This is a genomic window from Flammeovirga sp. AWQ4_249 (genome assembly GCF_056161045.1).
Genome location: NZ_JBSWYJ010000058.1, coordinates 14,140 through 29,617 on the forward strand (window position 1 = coordinate 14,140; position 15,478 = coordinate 29,617).

The window sequence follows — 15,478 nt, forward strand, 5'->3', positions numbered from 1 at the left end:
AATAACGGGCAAAAATGTAAGTATCTATTTTTAACATTTGTTGATATAAATACCGCTGTATATGAAATATAAAGTTGATGGAAAGATTTATCCTTGTTGTACTAGCTTAACCATGAAGTACATTGGAGGGAAATGGAAGTCTGTTATTCTCTATCATTTGAAAGAAGAAACCTTACGTTACAGTGAGCTTCGAAAAATGATTCCTACAGTAAGTGAACGTACATTAAGCCTTCAATTAAAACAATTGGAAGAGGATGGGTTGATTAAAAGAGAAGTGATTCCTACAGAAAAACCTCCTTTAAAAGTAGAATACAGTATGACTGAATTTGGACAATCCCTAGCTCCTCTTTTAGAAATGATTTCGGCTTGGGGAGAAAAAGCTGTTCAGTTTGATGATAATGTTGAGAGTATAGAGGAATAAAAAAAAGCATCAACCTTATCAAAAATAGGTGATGCCTTTACTTACTAATATGTCAAACGAATAAATTGTGATTGAGCTTGATTAGTTCACATACTTATTGTCTGTGAGACTATTTTTAAACTCTTTCGGTGTAGTATTATATTTTTTCTTAAATGCTGTTGTAAAGTGACTTGAACTAGAGAATCCAACATCTAGAGCGATCATCATTATTGATCGTTGTCCTTCCATCAACATTTTTCTAGAAACATCTAATTTGTAATCATTGTGGAATTGATGAATGGTCATACCAAACGTCTCTTTGAATAAGAAACGCAATCTACTTCCACTCAATCCACATTCTTTAGCTAGAGAATCTAAATCAATATCCTTATTCGATATATCTGAAAGTATCTCTCTTGCCTTCATTACTGGCTGTAAATTTTTTGGATGTTTATTTTTTTCTTTTAAAACCTGACGGTCATTTACCATTTGAAAAAACTTCGTTACTAACAACTTCGCAAATGAATCATAAAAGTCATTGGCATATTCTACAGTTGTATTTATTTCAAAGGTTCTATCATAAATCATTCTCATTCCTGGATCAAATTCTTCATACATAAAGAAAGAAGAATTAGGATCAAATGCCTTAACATTCGCTTGAGAGCGACTAACATATTTATTAAATAAAGATTTTCTTAATCTGACAGATAAGAACTTCGTATTTTTCCCAACTGTACTCGTTGAATGTTTCAATCCTAAAGATTCATATGAATTAGAGCAAAATGCAGCAATACCAGAAGTTTTAAGTGTCTTTCCTCCCTCCAAGGTTAAGCTATCACTAACAGGTTCACCAAATAATACAGGGATAAAATCTGTTTCAGGAGTGGTAAATCTTTTTTGGGTAAAACTAATACCTCTTCTTAATGTATAATCAACTTTTAAGATTTCCATATCCTCATTTATCCAAACTGATTCAATGGATCCTACTGCTAATTCATTATCAAAGGTTAAGATATTTTCTTTTATTATTCCTTGAAAGATATGATTCCAAAGTTCTAATGTCTTAGTATTTTGTGTAGTATCCATGATCGTGTTTTTAAAATTGAGCAGCAATTAAATATTACTATTAATGAGTGTTGTTATGATTAGAAAACGTTTATTTGAGTAAAGTAGTTTACTTAATTTTATTAATAAGTATCAAAATATGACTGCAACACGCTTAAAAGCATCATTATTTAATTGTCTTTTTTCATAATTAGACTGTTTTTTAGATAATCATATTCTGAAAGTGTATAAACAAAAAAAGAGTAGTTTCTAAAAACTACTCTCTATGACTTGGCTAAAAGTTTGGTCAGAATCTAGTCCAAAATTTCATCTATTTGAATGTATACTACTATATTCATTATTTGAATAATGGAGCAAACTTAGCTCTGTATGCATAAGCTAAATAAACTACCATAAGGAAAAAGAAAACTGCTCCTCCAATTCCTGCAGGATCTAATGTCGCATGAAATAATACAGCATTAAAACCAATCGCTCCTAATACAACTAAAGTTGCAGGAACTGCTTTTTTTACAGCTAACATTATACCACCTACTACTTCTAAAATACCAACAATAGGTAAAATTCCCATCATCATTAATGAACCAAACACTTGTGCTACTTCATCATTTGCGGGAGGCATCGGTAAAAACTGTAAAAACTTATTGGCTCCGAATACAATCATCATAAAGGCCAATAAATACCTTACTACCATTGTTACTTTTCCCTCTGAAACGATTACTTCTTCTTGCGTTAATGCTTGATTTTCCATGATTTTAAGATTTGAAAGTATATTATTCCTTTTTACGGGTAGGAATAAATATATTGTTACTACTTTATTTGTTTAAACAAAAGTACAACATTCAAGATGCAATCAAAACATTTAAACGAAATTCGTTTAAACAATTTGTCATTTCAAGATTTTATTAAACTTTTTCTTTGAAAATTTATATTATTTTTATTAATTTTCACTCCAATTAACTTCTGTACTACAACGAAATAAATTTTTTAATGAAAAAAGCTAATCAAATTAACTTATTGAGCATTGTTCTACTACTGACCAGCTTCACAACTTTTGCTCAAGAAAAACAAACGTTCAAAACTAATTTTTTCAATGATGTAGAGTTTCCAGCAAACATTACTGTTTCAGGGCAAGCTTTACAAACGAATGGATATGGTGCCCTCTCTAAAAATCTGTCTAAAATCTTCTCTTGTGCTCTTTATGTAGAACACACAACAGACGATGCAATCAGCCTTATTTACAGCGAGGATATTAAGGTCATTGATTTAGTAATGACTTCTAACAATTTACAATCAGAAGCTTCAATTAGAAGAATCAAAGCAGCATATGCTAAGGATTTAAAAACAGCTTTTGATGCTAGTGAAGATGAAAAGCAGTTTGTTTCTGCATTAAGAAAATTGGACCGTATCAATACTTCTCAAGTTATTACGGTTGAAAAATTATTTGGTGAAGCATTTGTGAAAGCCAATAATGGAAATGTTGAAGATATCAATTCAGATATTGAAGAATACATTGCATCTTTCTCTCAGTTAATCAAAAATGGAGATCATTTTAGAATTATCAGTGAAAGAAATGTAGTCACATTATTCAAAAATGGTGAGCTATTATTCCAAACCAACAATAAAGCATTTAATAAAGCATTAATGAATATCTATTTAGGTAACACTTCAATTGATGCTTCTTTAAGAAGTGATCTTTTATCACTATAAGACATAACTACACTTCAAACTTTTAAGGTCAGCTATTTAGTTGATCTTTTTTTATTATTTAATAAATTGAATATCAGATGATTAATAAATAATTATTTTTTTTTATTAAAAAGAATAGGGGTAAATAGAAGGATGAGGGTCATTAATACGAAAGCAGCAAACGAAAGTATTAATGACGTCAAGTACTACTTCTGCTTTCATTGAAAATAATTTTAAAAAAACATACTTATAATATATAATTCAATGAAAAATTTATTCAACATTCTTTTATTCATTTTATCAATTGCAACTTCTGTTATTGCACAAGAAAAAGAGTCTAATCCTTTCCAAGCTTCTTTCCTTTATCCTTTGGGATCAAATGGAGTGAATACGCAGACCATTAATAATACATCTTTTAATGTACTTTGGGGAATTAATGGTGGTGTAAATTATTTCGAATTAGGTGGTATTGCCAATGTAAATAATGGAGATGTTCACGGTGGACAGATTGCTGGTATTACCAATGTAACAAGGGGGACAAGTTCAGGGTTTGTAATTGCTGGTGTTACAAACTATGCTGATTCAACGACAACAGGATTCCATATTGCAGGAGTAAATAACTTTTCTAATGGTGAAACAACAGGAGCTCAAATTTCTGGTATTGCCAATGTGAGTAATGGTAATATGAATGGAGCACAAATAGGGTTAACTAATACGGTTAGAGGTAATTTAAAAGGTACTCAAATTGGACTTATCAATTATACAGATAGTTTAAAAGGTGCTCAAATAGGTCTTATTAATGTTGTTTCTAAAGGTGCAGAAGGTACGCCAATTGGACTTATCAATGTGGTAAAGGATGGTTATTATGCTATTGAGATAGTTGCTGATGCTACAATCATGGCCAACTTAAACTTCAAAATGGGTACTGAAAGATTTTATACGATTTTCAAAGGAGGATATACTCAATATAATCAAAAGGATGTTTACTCATTCGGTGCAGGTTTTGGTACTTTAATTCCTTTAGCAAAAAGAGTAAACTTAGGCATCGATCTTTCAACGAACCAGTTAATTTATGATGGAAATTATGATGAAATGGACTTAAATTTACTGAGTAAAGCTGATTTAAACGTGCATTTCAAAATCATTGATCACTTAAGCATTTTTGCTGGTCCTTCATTAAATGTATATACAACAAACTACCAAATAGCAGGTATGGAAACGGTTGGATCTCTTGATATACCTGAACATGCTTTCTATGATGATATTACAAGAGAAGGTTACAGAACTGCATTATGGATAGGTGGTCAAGCAGGTCTTAATATTTCATTCTAATTAAAAAAACAAAAGCAGTTGAACTTAAAAATTCAACTGCTCATTTTAATGATATTACTTACTTAAACCTGTCTCTACTACTTCCCAATCACCTAGTTGGAAAGACTTATCAAAAAATGCTTCTTTCGGTGCGTATAAACGGAAATAAACAAACCATCCATCTTCTCCAACAGTCTTCATATAATTGGCGGGATTGACACCTTTTGGACATTCCGCACCGATGTAAATATCAATTGATCCATCTTTATTATAAGTGACATCTTTTCTTCTTGAATTCAAACTTACATCTTCAAGATTTTTCCCTCCATTATCATAAGGACGGCGTGTGTTTTCACTATATAAAACTACTGACCAAAATTGATCTACGGGAACACCTGCAGGAACATGTAATTTATAAGTTTTATCAGCTCTTAAAAGATTTCCATGTTCATCTCTTTTTGAAGTCATATAAATTTGTCCATATCCAGGGCTTGGTTCTACCATACCTTTTGTCGAACTCACCGCTTCATAATACCACACTGCTCTTTCATCTAAGTAGACCATTGTTTCATTCATTTGAGGAATATTAAAATCAAATGATTTATACCAATTTGTCCCTGCCCAATAAGGTGTTGAAAAGCGAGGGTTTGTCTGTAAATTTCTTAACATCAACTCTCCCATATTTCCAGCTTTCAAGAGTATTTCTTGTTGTCTTTCTGTAGGTTTAAAAGGTTTTCCGATTTCAATACCAAGAGGTTTTAACATAGCAATCCAAACCTTATCCTGATCTCTTACAGGTTCTTCATTGATGATAGTATGTAAAATTTCCCAATATTCTAATCCTCTTGGCGCTGTAGCTGACCATTCCACATCTTTGTTTTCTGCAAATGTAGCCGCTCTCAAATTTTCACCTACTCTACCTAGTTTTAAAGCATTTTTGAATTGATCTACTGCTTTTGGATCTTCTGCTAAAATTCTCAGACCAATAAAAAAGTTGTTCGTTTCGGATTGAATAATAAAATCTGCTTCCCCTTTATATTTTGATGGATCATCTTCTGGACCACAAATAATATAAGTCCCTCCTTTTCCTTTGTCTGGGCCCGTTAACCCTAAATCAGCGACAGGTCTTTGCCACAAATCTAAGAAAGCTCCCGCTGTCATTCCTTTAGGGTAATCTACTTTCACTGCTCCTTTATTAAGGTTAGCAAAAGTGAAAATATAAGGCGTCGTCAGATTACCCGTAACAATACCTCTTTTCTCCTTCAATGTTTTCAATACAACGAATTTCTCTAACCCCGCTACATCAAATGCTTTATCTTCTCTTATTCCCCAAGTTTTCATAGATACAATGGGAGTAGACCAAATATAGGCTTGAGAGGCTCTTTGAAAATCCATGATATCAAATAACTCTTCCTCTCCTTTTGTGATATAATTGTTTTCTAATTCAATATCACAATAGACTGTTTTAATGGTTTCATCTCCTTCGAGTGTAGCTTCTGAAAGAGGAACTTGAGCAAATGCAGATTGAATACTAGATTGTAATAATAATGCAGCTCCGAATACTTTTAATGTCGTAAAATTCATATTTTTCAGTAATTGTGTTTGATTAATTAAACTGAAAATCATACACCCCGATTTCCTCGATCAGTTCAACATTTTACTTCATTAGACCAAGTTGATATTCTTTGCATTTTTTATTGTATTTTAATACTTGAAAATTAAGATGACTTGAGTTTTAGAATGAAAAAAATTAGTATTCAAACTGGTTCAGTTCAAAGTGTAATGCAACAGATTGCTTCTATTTTTGGAGGTAACCCTAGCGAAGACCGTAAACTTCAAATTCAGAATTCACTTTTGGATGTCGATTATGAATTATTTTTTCCCTTTGAAGGAATTGAGATTGGATTACATAATGTACATTATAAAAGTGATTTTGAAGTAGATGTTACAAGTGATGAAAACGACAAAAAGTTTATTTATTTTCAATTTGAATATTCAGGAAATACAGCCCCTAAACGTCCAGAGATAAGTGCTTCTTCTAAAAAAGTCACTTGGATGAGTATGCAAAGTACAGGAATGGTCTTAAATCTTAAAGCAACTAAAGGAGATCGAAGTCAATGGGTTACAGTTAGAGTTTCTCAAGATCATTTCGAAAAGTATATGTCGCATATGAAAGTGCATATCGGAAAAGTGTTTGACACCGAAAATCCTTGGGTGATTTACGAAATGATTCCACCAAAGATCAATTTATTCTTGACGGATTTATTTCATCTAGATAAAAATCTGACACCTCCACTTCGAAATAGTATTGTGCTATCAAGAACTGTAGAAGCTGTAGGAAATTTCTTAGATCTTATCATCAAAAGAGAAAGTGATCAGATGAAGAATAACAGCTTGCACATTGAGGATATACAACGAATTCAACAAATAAAAAATGAACTGATTACGCTCTATAATAATACTCCTTCACTTAATTCTTTTGCTGAAAAATATGGTGTTTCTGTTTCTAAGTTAAAAAGAGATTTCAATAGTGTTTTTGGAACTACGATACCACGCTTTCATGCTAATTATAAATTAGAGTTGGCCTATAAAATGCTTCAAACCAATCAAATTTCTATTACTGAAGTGGCTCGAAAATTAGGGTATAAAAGCCTTTCTAACTTCTCAGAGAACTTTAAAGAAAAATTTGATACGACACCAAAAGAAGTTTCAAAAAAATATAATTAAAAAAAAGCAAGATACTTAAAACAATTAGAGAACTTAATAGTTTACAGAATACTCACACTACATTGTATATATATACTTAATACCCGAATCAGCATGTTTTGTCTTTGTTATGTCAGCACTCGAGAAAGTGACCTCGATGACGACGTTTTACGTGATATATTAGTACACAGTAGAAAAAATAATCAACTTAAAAATTTAACCGGTCTATTACTTCTAGTTGATAATAAGTTTATTCAAATATTGGAAGGAGAAAAAGAAGAAGTTCTTAAACTTTATAAAAGAATTTTAAATGATAACCGACACAACTATATAAAACGCATTTTTGCAGGAGAAATCCCACAGCGGAACTTTAACAATTGGGCTATGGCATTCCATGAACTACATTGGGAAGATTTAGAAAATGCAGGATTAGTCAGAGAACTTGAACATGATTTACCTTTGGAAGAATATCTAAAAGATAAAAATCATTATATCATTGAGTTTTTGAAAACATATAGTGGTATTTCAGAGTTACAACTGAACTTACCCAATTAAAATTTTAGTAAAAAACGAATGAGTACTCCTCTACTATTTTTTAGCAGAGGAGTTTTTATTTTTTACTTCCTCTTAAAAGCACAGAAAACAAAGTTTTGTATCGTGTCAAAAGGTGTTTTATGATCAATAGTTTCTGATGAAATTAATTCAAAGTCATCTTTAAATGTTTCTTCCAATTTCTGTATTGAATATTGCTGAATCGGGATACCACTACATTTTAATGGCCCATTTTCTGAAAATGTACCTATTACCATAGTACCGCCAGGCTTGATCGCCGATGCAACTACTTTTTTATAATTCTCAACATCTTCTTTTTCCGTCAAGAAATGAAAAGCAGCGCGATCATGCCAAAAGTCAAATTTATGATCCGTTATAAATTGTGATGCATCTGAAACCTCCCAATGCACAGAAGAAGCTTTCTCACCCAACCTTTCTTTCGCTCTTTCCAATGCCTTTTCAGAGATATCCAATACTGTTATATCTGAATAGCCCAAATCTAAAAGGTGATCTACCAAGAAGCTATCTCCTCCTCCAACATCAATCAGCTTATCAGTTAAAGCTAAATTTGTCTTTTCAACATAAGATAAAGACGTCGATGGCGTCGGTTGATACCAACTTACACTATCTAACGCTTTCGTATTATATATATTTTCCCAGTGACTTTTTTTATCAAAAGATGACATATTCTAATTTTTAAAGGGTTTATTCTGAGTTCAAATTTACTTATTCAAGGATTAAAAACTATTCTATTCTTTTTAATGTTAAATTAAAGAGGACTTTTACCTGAATGTTAAATCATATTGACGTACTCATCTCAAAAGCTTAATGAAGATCATCTTAATTGAGAGAAATTATTCATTTAATTGTAACGAAGTTTACTAAATACTCTTCTTACAAATACATTTAGCATTCTTATCTACAAAGAAATATCTTAATGAAACCGACGAGAGTTTTTGATTTTATAGATCAGCAAAAACGTAATCAGAATGGCATTGACGTTTGTATCGCTGCAAAAGAAAAAGGAAGTTGGAAAACTTACTCCACTGATGATGTCATTCAAATCATCAATAAAGTAAGTATCGCTTTACTAAAATATGGCATAAAGAAAGACGAAAAAGTAGCTATTGTGTCTGAAAATAGACCTGAGTGGAACTTTATCGATTTAGCATGTGCACAAATTGGAGCTGTAGTAGTACCTATTTATCCCACAATTACTATAGAAGATTATAAATATATCTTTAATCATGCTGAGATTAAGATTGCATTTATTGAATCCAATGCATTGGTCAAAAAAATAAAATCGATTGAGGACGAAATTCATACTTTAGAAGAGATTTTTTCTTTTGAAGAACTAGATCATGTACACTCTTGGAAAAACTTCCTACTCGATATTCAGGAAGATGAAATTGATAATCTCATTCAAATAAAGAAAAATATTACGGAAGATGATCTTTACACAATTGTTTATACTTCCGGTACTACAGGCCCACCAAAAGGGGTCATGCTTTCACATAAAAATATCACATCTGATGCAATTGCTGCTGCTAAAACATTACCTGTAGAAGAGCGTAATGGTAGAGCATTAAGCTTTCTCCCTCTTTCACATGTTTACGAACGTACAAGTGTTTATTCTTATATGCAGCATTCTATTTCTGTTTATTATGCAGAAAATGTATTGAAGGTTGGGGAAGCTCTCAAAGAAATAAAACCTGATATTTTTTGTACCGTTCCAAGATTACTTGAAAAAGTTTATGATACTATCATTGGCAAAGGAATGGAAACTAAAGGTTTCAAAAAAGCTATTTTCTTTTGGGCATTAAACTTAGGTTTAAAATATGATCCAAGGAAAAAATTAGGCTTTTTAGAGAGTATAAAACATACTATTGCTGACAAATTAGTATTTAGCAAATGGAGAGAAGCGTTAGGAGGAAATATTAAAAACATGAATGTTGGCGCTGCTGCTCTACAACCTAGATTAATTCGTTCTTTTTGGGCAGCAGGAATTAAAGTTTGTGAAGGCTATGGCATGTCTGAAGCTGCTCCGGTAGTATGTGTCAACAGAACAGACCCGGAAAATATGATGGTGGGAACAGTTGGGCTTACTTTAGATGGAATTGAAGTAAAAATTGCCAAGGATGGTGAGATTTTAGTCAAAGGACCAAATGTAATGCAAGGGTATTACAAGCAACCTGAATTGACCGCTACTACAATTGTTGATGGATGGTTGCATACAGGTGACATTGGCGAACTCGTAGATGGAAAATTTTTAAAAATTACAGACCGTAAAAAAGAGTTATTCAAAACTTCTGCAGGAAAATATATTGCTCCTCAATTGATCGAAAATAAATTAAAAGAGTCTTATTTCATAGAACAAGTAGCTGTTATAGGAAGTAACCAAAAGTTTGCATCAGCATTGATTGTTCCCAATTTTGATGCCTTAGAAAAATGGTCAAAACAACAACATATTGCTTTTAATTCTAAACATGAATTAGTATCCAATAGTAAAGTTTTTGATAAGTTTAAAAAGGAAATTCAAAAGGCAAATCTAGATTTTGCTCGATGGGAAAAAATCCAAAAATTTAAGCTTTTAGAAAACGAATGGACAGTGCAAAGTGGAGAAGTAACACCTACTTTGAAACCAAAAAGAAAAATAATTAATGAGAAATACGAAAAGGAAATAGAGGAAATATATTCTTAAAAAGTAATACATTTTATTTTAATAGCTTTTCTATTATATTTAAGAAGAGCTATTAAAATAAAAATCATGAACACTAGCAAACTATTTATTCTACTTCTATTTCTATCTACGAGTGCATTTTCTCAGGTCACATTTGAAAAAGGCTATTTCATTAATCTGAATAATGACACTACAAACTGTGAGATAAAAAACTTAGACTGGAGAGTCAACCCTCAAGTAATACACTTCATTGACAACGGAAAAACACAAACTATCAATACTTCTGATATAAGTGAATTCGTCATTTTTGATAGGTTAAAATACATAAGAGTAAAAACATATGTGGATTACAGTCCACAAGATTTCAATGCTTTATCAAAAGAAAGAAACCCTAATTTCATAGAAGAAAGTATTTTATTAAAAGAATTACTACCAAATTACCTATATGAATTCTCTTCCAAAGGGATAGTTTATTATTACTATAAAAATAGGGGTAAAATAGAACCTTTAGTCTACAAAGAATATACTCCTAAACCATTACATGTTAAAAAGAATACTCTTTTTCAAAGCCAAATCTTAAACATATTTTCTGAAAAAGGAATTAAAGAAAAAGACATCACTAAACTTAAGTATTCTAAAAACGATTTAATAGAAATATTTAATCAATTCACTTTATCTGAAGAGGTTAAAGTAAAGGCTAAAAAAGAGAAAAATACTGAAGGAAAAAGAAATTTCAATCTTAATATCAGACCAGGAGCTTCATTTATATCCTATGATTTTAATAGAATTACTCCTATCAACTCTCCATCTGATAATTTAGATTTTGGCAATACGACAACATATAGAATTGGTTTAGAAGCTGAAATTGCTTTCAATTTTTCTCATCAAAAGTTTCGATTATTAGCTGAACCAACTTTCAGTAGCTTTAATACATCTATTGAAAAAGATAATTCAACATTTAACCTACAAAGATCTTCTATTAGTATTCCTATTGGTATTAGATATTATTCTTATATCAACAAAAACAATCATATTTTTTATAATCTTGGAGGTATATTAGATTTTCCAATTGACTCTATATTAGATCGAAATCTTGAAAATACACCAGTATTTGAAATGGAATATACAACGGGTTATTTTGTTGGTATTGGATATGAATATATAGCGAAAATCGGTTTTGAATTGAGATATTCTAATTTAAATTCTCTATTTCCTTCAGAACAGAATTTTGAAGACAATTACCAATATTTTGATTTCATTATCTCTTATAATCTTTTTAATTAATGTTCTCATAAAAAGGTTATTTTTGTACAATCCACAACAAAAATAACCCTTACAATCATGAAAACTAATATTCTATTTATACTCCCATTATTACTTTTTTTTAGTTGCGAAAAAAAAAGAATTAGTGCTAGAATCAGTTGACCTTACGGATAAATTAATCGAGGAATCGGCAACGCCTGAATTAGGTTTTACAGAAAAATATTATGTCGCAGCATATTCTGATTTATATTATTCAGAAGGAAATAATAAGTTTCATTGTACTGTGGTTTTAAGTTTGAGAAATATAAGTACTACAGATACCTTATATTTTACAACAGCTGATTACTATGATAGTCAAGGAAAGCTATTACGCAATTACCTTCAAAAAGAAACTTTAGTATTAAAACCACTTGCATCTGCAGAGTTTATTGTAGAAAAAGCAGAAAAATTAGGTGGTGTTGGTGCTAATTTTATTGTTGAATACGGAACCAAAACAACACCAAAAAATAAAGCCTTTATTGAGGCTATTAATATAGGTAATTTTAGCCAACATGGATTTTCTTTTAAATCTTCTGCTATACTTATCAATGAATAAGAATTAAACTAAACTTTAACTTTTCTCAGAATTCATTGAACAACTATACTTAAAAAAGTATGTAAACCTTTCAAGTAAAACACTTTTTACATTGAATATATGTTATTGGATTACAACCAATTACCATGATTTAATATGAATAAACCAACGATTATCAACCTAATACTACTCCTGCTCTTTGTATCAATCTTACCTAATTCTGTATTTGCTATTATTCGTTATTCTCAAGAAAGTGGAAGGTTAGATGAAATAAAATGGGATATTACTACTGGAGGTGCTGGAAGTACAATTGACTTTACTAATTATGATGAAAGTGGAGATACTTTGATTATACAGGCGGATCATACAGTATCATTTCCTGGTAATGATATGACCATCAATTCTCTTTTTATATTAGGTACTTTTAATCAAAATGCTAATTCTGGTGATCTTACAATTACAAATGAGATGAATGTATTGAACTTAGCTACCTTAAATTCATCTGAAGGTACGGCAAACTTAACTGTAAAAAATATTCATGTAGCTGGTCACCCTACCGTAACTTTAGCAAATAATGATTTAACTATCAATCATCAAGGATATATGATTGTTGGAGAAAACCTTCCAAATGGCAATTTTTCTAGAACTGCTACAAATATATCTGGCGAATTAAAAACCTATTCTATACTTAACAACGGAAAATATACGCTTACTGCAAATACAACCATTAATAACTTTTTAACTGGTTTTTTTGAGGAAATAGAAATAATCACTGGGTCTCATACTCTCACAATAAACGGTGAAATAAGTAGTCTTACTAGCTTTACTACAAGCACAACAGGTTCAATAATTTTTGGATCAAATGCATTTGGAACATTTAAGATGACCAATGAAAATTCAGATAAAATCAGAGGATTAACGATGAATACTGACAGTACTATTACCTTTTTTAATAATGTTACTGTCGATAGTTGCCTTACACTAACAAATGGAAAAATTTTCCCTATTGGGAATTTTACTGTCACTTCCAATGCAACAATTACAGGACAAACAATTTCTACTAATATTGCCACTGCAACTAGTGGAGGCAGTGATAATTCCCATGTCATCGGTATTATGGAACAACAGTTTGTAAGTGATGCAACTCAAAAATTTTATTTTTTACCAGTAGGAAATGGTTCTACTTTACGAACAGGTGGAGTGAAAGATAGAGGAACTTATGGAGCAAATAGTTTCACTTTAGGTGTTTTATATTCTAATACAATACCTTTACCAACTACATTAGATCCAAGTTTGAACACTGGCAATGAAGCTACCTCTGTAGCTATAAAAGGACATGAATTTTGGAACATTGGTATAACTGCAACTTCTGAAGGAGCAGAAAATAATCACTTTGATGTAATCTTAACTTATGATAGTAACTCCGGTGTAGTACAAGCTAATAATTCTTCTCTACATCTAATGCATTATCATAATGACAGCTCTTATTGGGAAAGTTATGGTGTAGTAAGTGGAGATGCAGAACATCATGCTCTAACCTCCAACTCAGGATATCTATATGCTAAAGCAACTTCATTTAGTCCTTTTACCATTGGTGGTATTGGAGGAGATCATAATTTACCTGTTGAACTAACCTTCTTCCAAGGTTTAAAAATTGAAGAAGGAATTAAGTTTAAATGGCAAACAGCAACAGAAGTCAACAATGATTTTTTTGAATTACAAGGATCAAAAGACAATAAGATATTTGAAACAATAAAGAACATTAAAGGAAGTGGTAACTCCCAAACGAAAAGGAATTATCAATACACGTTACTAAATAATGAGTTAAATGAAAATACCTTTTTTCGTCTAAAACAAGTGGATTTTGACGGGAGTTTTAGTTATTCAAATATCATTAATATCAATGCGATAAACTTTTATAGCCCATTAAATGTGCAAGTTTTCCCCAATCCAACAAAGGATAAATTAACTATAAATATTGCTTCTTCTCTTCCAAATGATGACATCAGCTTTATCAAAATATATAACCTTCAAGGAAAAGAAGTACAAGAATTAGCACCAAATTTTTCTCAAATCATTACGATTGAAAATCTTAATGCAGGATTATATTTTCTACATGTAAAAACAAAAAGTGGAGAGCATAAAAAAGTAAGGTTCTCTGTTTTATAAAAAATACCCTAGCACTATTCACAATGCTAGGGTATTTTATATGTTTTACGACCTTGATTAATAAATAATCTTTGGTCCTACTTTATTCACTTTAGAAACAAATAGATCACTTTCAATGCCAATTGCTTTGAAAGCTTCTACTTTTGCTTTTGCAATACGTTCTGCTTTATCTAATCCTCTACATAGTGAGAATACTGATGGTCCTGAACCTGAAATGGCAGTTCCCATTGAACCTGCATATACAGCAGCTCTTTTTACTTCGTCAAATCCAGGAATTAACATTGAACGGATAGGTTCCACAATTACATCTTGTAAAGAACGACCAATTAAGTCATAGTTTTCTTGTTCTAAACCTGCAATCAAACCACCAACGTTACCCCATTGTCGAACGGCATCCACCAATGGAATTTCACCTCTTAAGATATTACGGGCATCTTTTGTCGATACTTCAATATGTGGATGAACTACTGCACAACATAATTCCTCTGGTACATTCAAACGAACGACATCCAAAGGATCATAACTTCTTACTAAAACGAAACCTCCATATAAAGCTGGTGCTACGTTGTCAGCATGTGCAGCACCACAAGCTACTCTTTCACCTTCCATTGCAAAAGGAAGTAGTTCTTCTGAAGTCAATGGATTATCAAAAAGTGCATTGACAGCGAAAGCACCTGCAACAGTACTTGCTGATGAAGAACCTAAACCACTACCAAATGGCATTTTCTTGTGTAAGGTCACCTCAATTCCTGCTTTTTCTGCTCCAATCTTTTCTAAAAATTGAAATACAGATACAGTAGCTGTATTATCTCTTGGGTCTTTAGACAAACGTCCTCCATCTCCAGTAATTTCCTTAATAACTATACCCGGTTTATCGACTAATTTCATTTCGATTTCATCACCAGGGCTATCTACGGCAAAACCTAAGATATCAAAGCCACAAGCTACGTTAGCCACTGTAGCAGGGGCAAATGCTTTTACTTCTTTCATTATAATTTGTAGTAGTTAGGGTCTACTTTCAACCATGGTTCTTCTTCATTTTTGTCTTGAAACAAAAACGAAGCAAAAAATT

At 31.5% G+C, this 15,478-nt stretch carries 14 protein-coding genes; 9 read left to right on the forward strand and 5 right to left on the reverse strand.

Going from position 1 to position 15,478, the window contains the following annotated elements:
* Positions 1-61 precede the first annotated feature (61 nt).
* Positions 62-421 carry a winged helix-turn-helix transcriptional regulator gene (locus ACXAHM_RS24035; RefSeq protein WP_474966062.1) on the forward strand — a complete coding sequence of 120 codons (360 nt, stop codon included), beginning with the start codon at positions 62-64 and terminating at the stop codon, positions 419-421.
* An 81-nt stretch (positions 422-502) separates the two neighbouring features.
* Here ACXAHM_RS24035 and ACXAHM_RS24040 read toward each other — a convergent pair whose 3' ends face one another.
* Both ACXAHM_RS24040 and ACXAHM_RS24045 read right to left on the reverse strand, forming a co-directional pair.
* Positions 503-1,486, reverse strand: a complete 984-nt coding sequence (locus ACXAHM_RS24040; RefSeq protein ID WP_474966066.1) for a helix-turn-helix domain-containing protein — start codon at positions 1,484-1,486, stop codon at positions 503-505.
* A 316-nt stretch (positions 1,487-1,802) separates the two neighbouring features.
* A complete protein-coding gene (locus ACXAHM_RS24045; RefSeq protein ID WP_474966069.1) occupies positions 1,803-2,213 on the reverse strand; it encodes a hypothetical protein in 411 nt (136 codons plus the stop codon).
* Positions 2,214-2,452: 239 nt separating this feature from the next.
* On the opposite strand from ACXAHM_RS24045, the gene ACXAHM_RS24050 reads away from it, so the two are divergent.
* Together ACXAHM_RS24050 and ACXAHM_RS24055 are read left to right on the forward strand one after the other, a co-directional pair.
* Positions 2,453-3,172 carry a chalcone isomerase family protein gene (locus tag ACXAHM_RS24050; RefSeq protein WP_474966072.1) on the forward strand — a complete coding sequence of 240 codons (720 nt, stop codon included), beginning with the start codon at positions 2,453-2,455 and terminating at the stop codon, positions 3,170-3,172.
* Between the two features lie 243 nt (positions 3,173-3,415).
* A complete protein-coding gene (locus ACXAHM_RS24055; RefSeq protein WP_474966075.1) occupies positions 3,416-4,483 on the forward strand; it encodes an LA_2272 family surface repeat-containing protein in 1,068 nt (355 codons plus the stop codon).
* A 54-nt stretch (positions 4,484-4,537) separates the two neighbouring features.
* Here the strand turns inward: ACXAHM_RS24055 and ACXAHM_RS24060 are convergent, their stop codons facing one another.
* A complete protein-coding gene (locus tag ACXAHM_RS24060) occupies positions 4,538-6,046 on the reverse strand; it encodes a DUF1254 domain-containing protein (protein ID WP_474966079.1) in 1,509 nt (502 codons plus the stop codon).
* A gap of 156 nt (positions 6,047-6,202) precedes the next feature.
* On the opposite strand from ACXAHM_RS24060, the gene ACXAHM_RS24065 reads away from it, so the two are divergent.
* Together ACXAHM_RS24065 and ACXAHM_RS24070 are read left to right on the forward strand one after the other, a co-directional pair.
* Positions 6,203-7,189 (forward strand): helix-turn-helix domain-containing protein, encoded by a 987-nt coding sequence (locus ACXAHM_RS24065; RefSeq protein WP_474966082.1) that lies wholly within the window; start codon positions 6,203-6,205, stop codon positions 7,187-7,189.
* A gap of 93 nt (positions 7,190-7,282) precedes the next feature.
* A complete protein-coding gene (locus ACXAHM_RS24070; RefSeq protein ID WP_474966084.1) occupies positions 7,283-7,723 on the forward strand; it encodes a BLUF domain-containing protein in 441 nt (146 codons plus the stop codon).
* 62 nt (positions 7,724-7,785) lie between these two features.
* Here ACXAHM_RS24070 and ACXAHM_RS24075 read toward each other — a convergent pair whose 3' ends face one another.
* A complete protein-coding gene (locus ACXAHM_RS24075) occupies positions 7,786-8,406 on the reverse strand; it encodes a class I SAM-dependent methyltransferase (protein ID WP_474966088.1) in 621 nt (206 codons plus the stop codon).
* Positions 8,407-8,657: 251 nt separating this feature from the next.
* Between ACXAHM_RS24075 and ACXAHM_RS24080 the strand changes: the two genes are divergently transcribed.
* The 4 genes from ACXAHM_RS24080 to ACXAHM_RS24095 all read left to right on the forward strand — a co-directional run bounded on the left by ACXAHM_RS24080 (position 8,658) and on the right by ACXAHM_RS24095 (position 14,406).
* Positions 8,658-10,421, forward strand: a complete 1,764-nt coding sequence (locus ACXAHM_RS24080) for an AMP-dependent synthetase/ligase (protein ID WP_474966092.1) — start codon at positions 8,658-8,660, stop codon at positions 10,419-10,421.
* Between the two features lie 66 nt (positions 10,422-10,487).
* Positions 10,488-11,684 carry a hypothetical protein gene (locus tag ACXAHM_RS24085; RefSeq protein ID WP_474966096.1) on the forward strand — a complete coding sequence of 399 codons (1,197 nt, stop codon included), beginning with the start codon at positions 10,488-10,490 and terminating at the stop codon, positions 11,682-11,684.
* A 124-nt stretch (positions 11,685-11,808) separates the two neighbouring features.
* A complete protein-coding gene (locus ACXAHM_RS24090; protein ID WP_474966099.1) occupies positions 11,809-12,258 on the forward strand; it encodes a DUF3124 domain-containing protein in 450 nt (149 codons plus the stop codon).
* Positions 12,259-12,393: 135 nt separating this feature from the next.
* Positions 12,394-14,406, forward strand: coding sequence for a T9SS type A sorting domain-containing protein (locus ACXAHM_RS24095; RefSeq protein WP_474966101.1), 2,013 nt, complete (start codon positions 12,394-12,396; stop codon positions 14,404-14,406).
* 57 nt (positions 14,407-14,463) lie between these two features.
* Here the strand turns inward: ACXAHM_RS24095 and ACXAHM_RS24100 are convergent, their stop codons facing one another.
* Positions 14,464-15,396: a homoserine kinase gene (locus ACXAHM_RS24100; RefSeq protein WP_474966103.1), complete on the reverse strand. Its 933-nt coding sequence runs from the start codon at positions 15,394-15,396 to the stop codon at positions 14,464-14,466.
* Positions 15,397-15,478 lie beyond the last annotated feature (82 nt).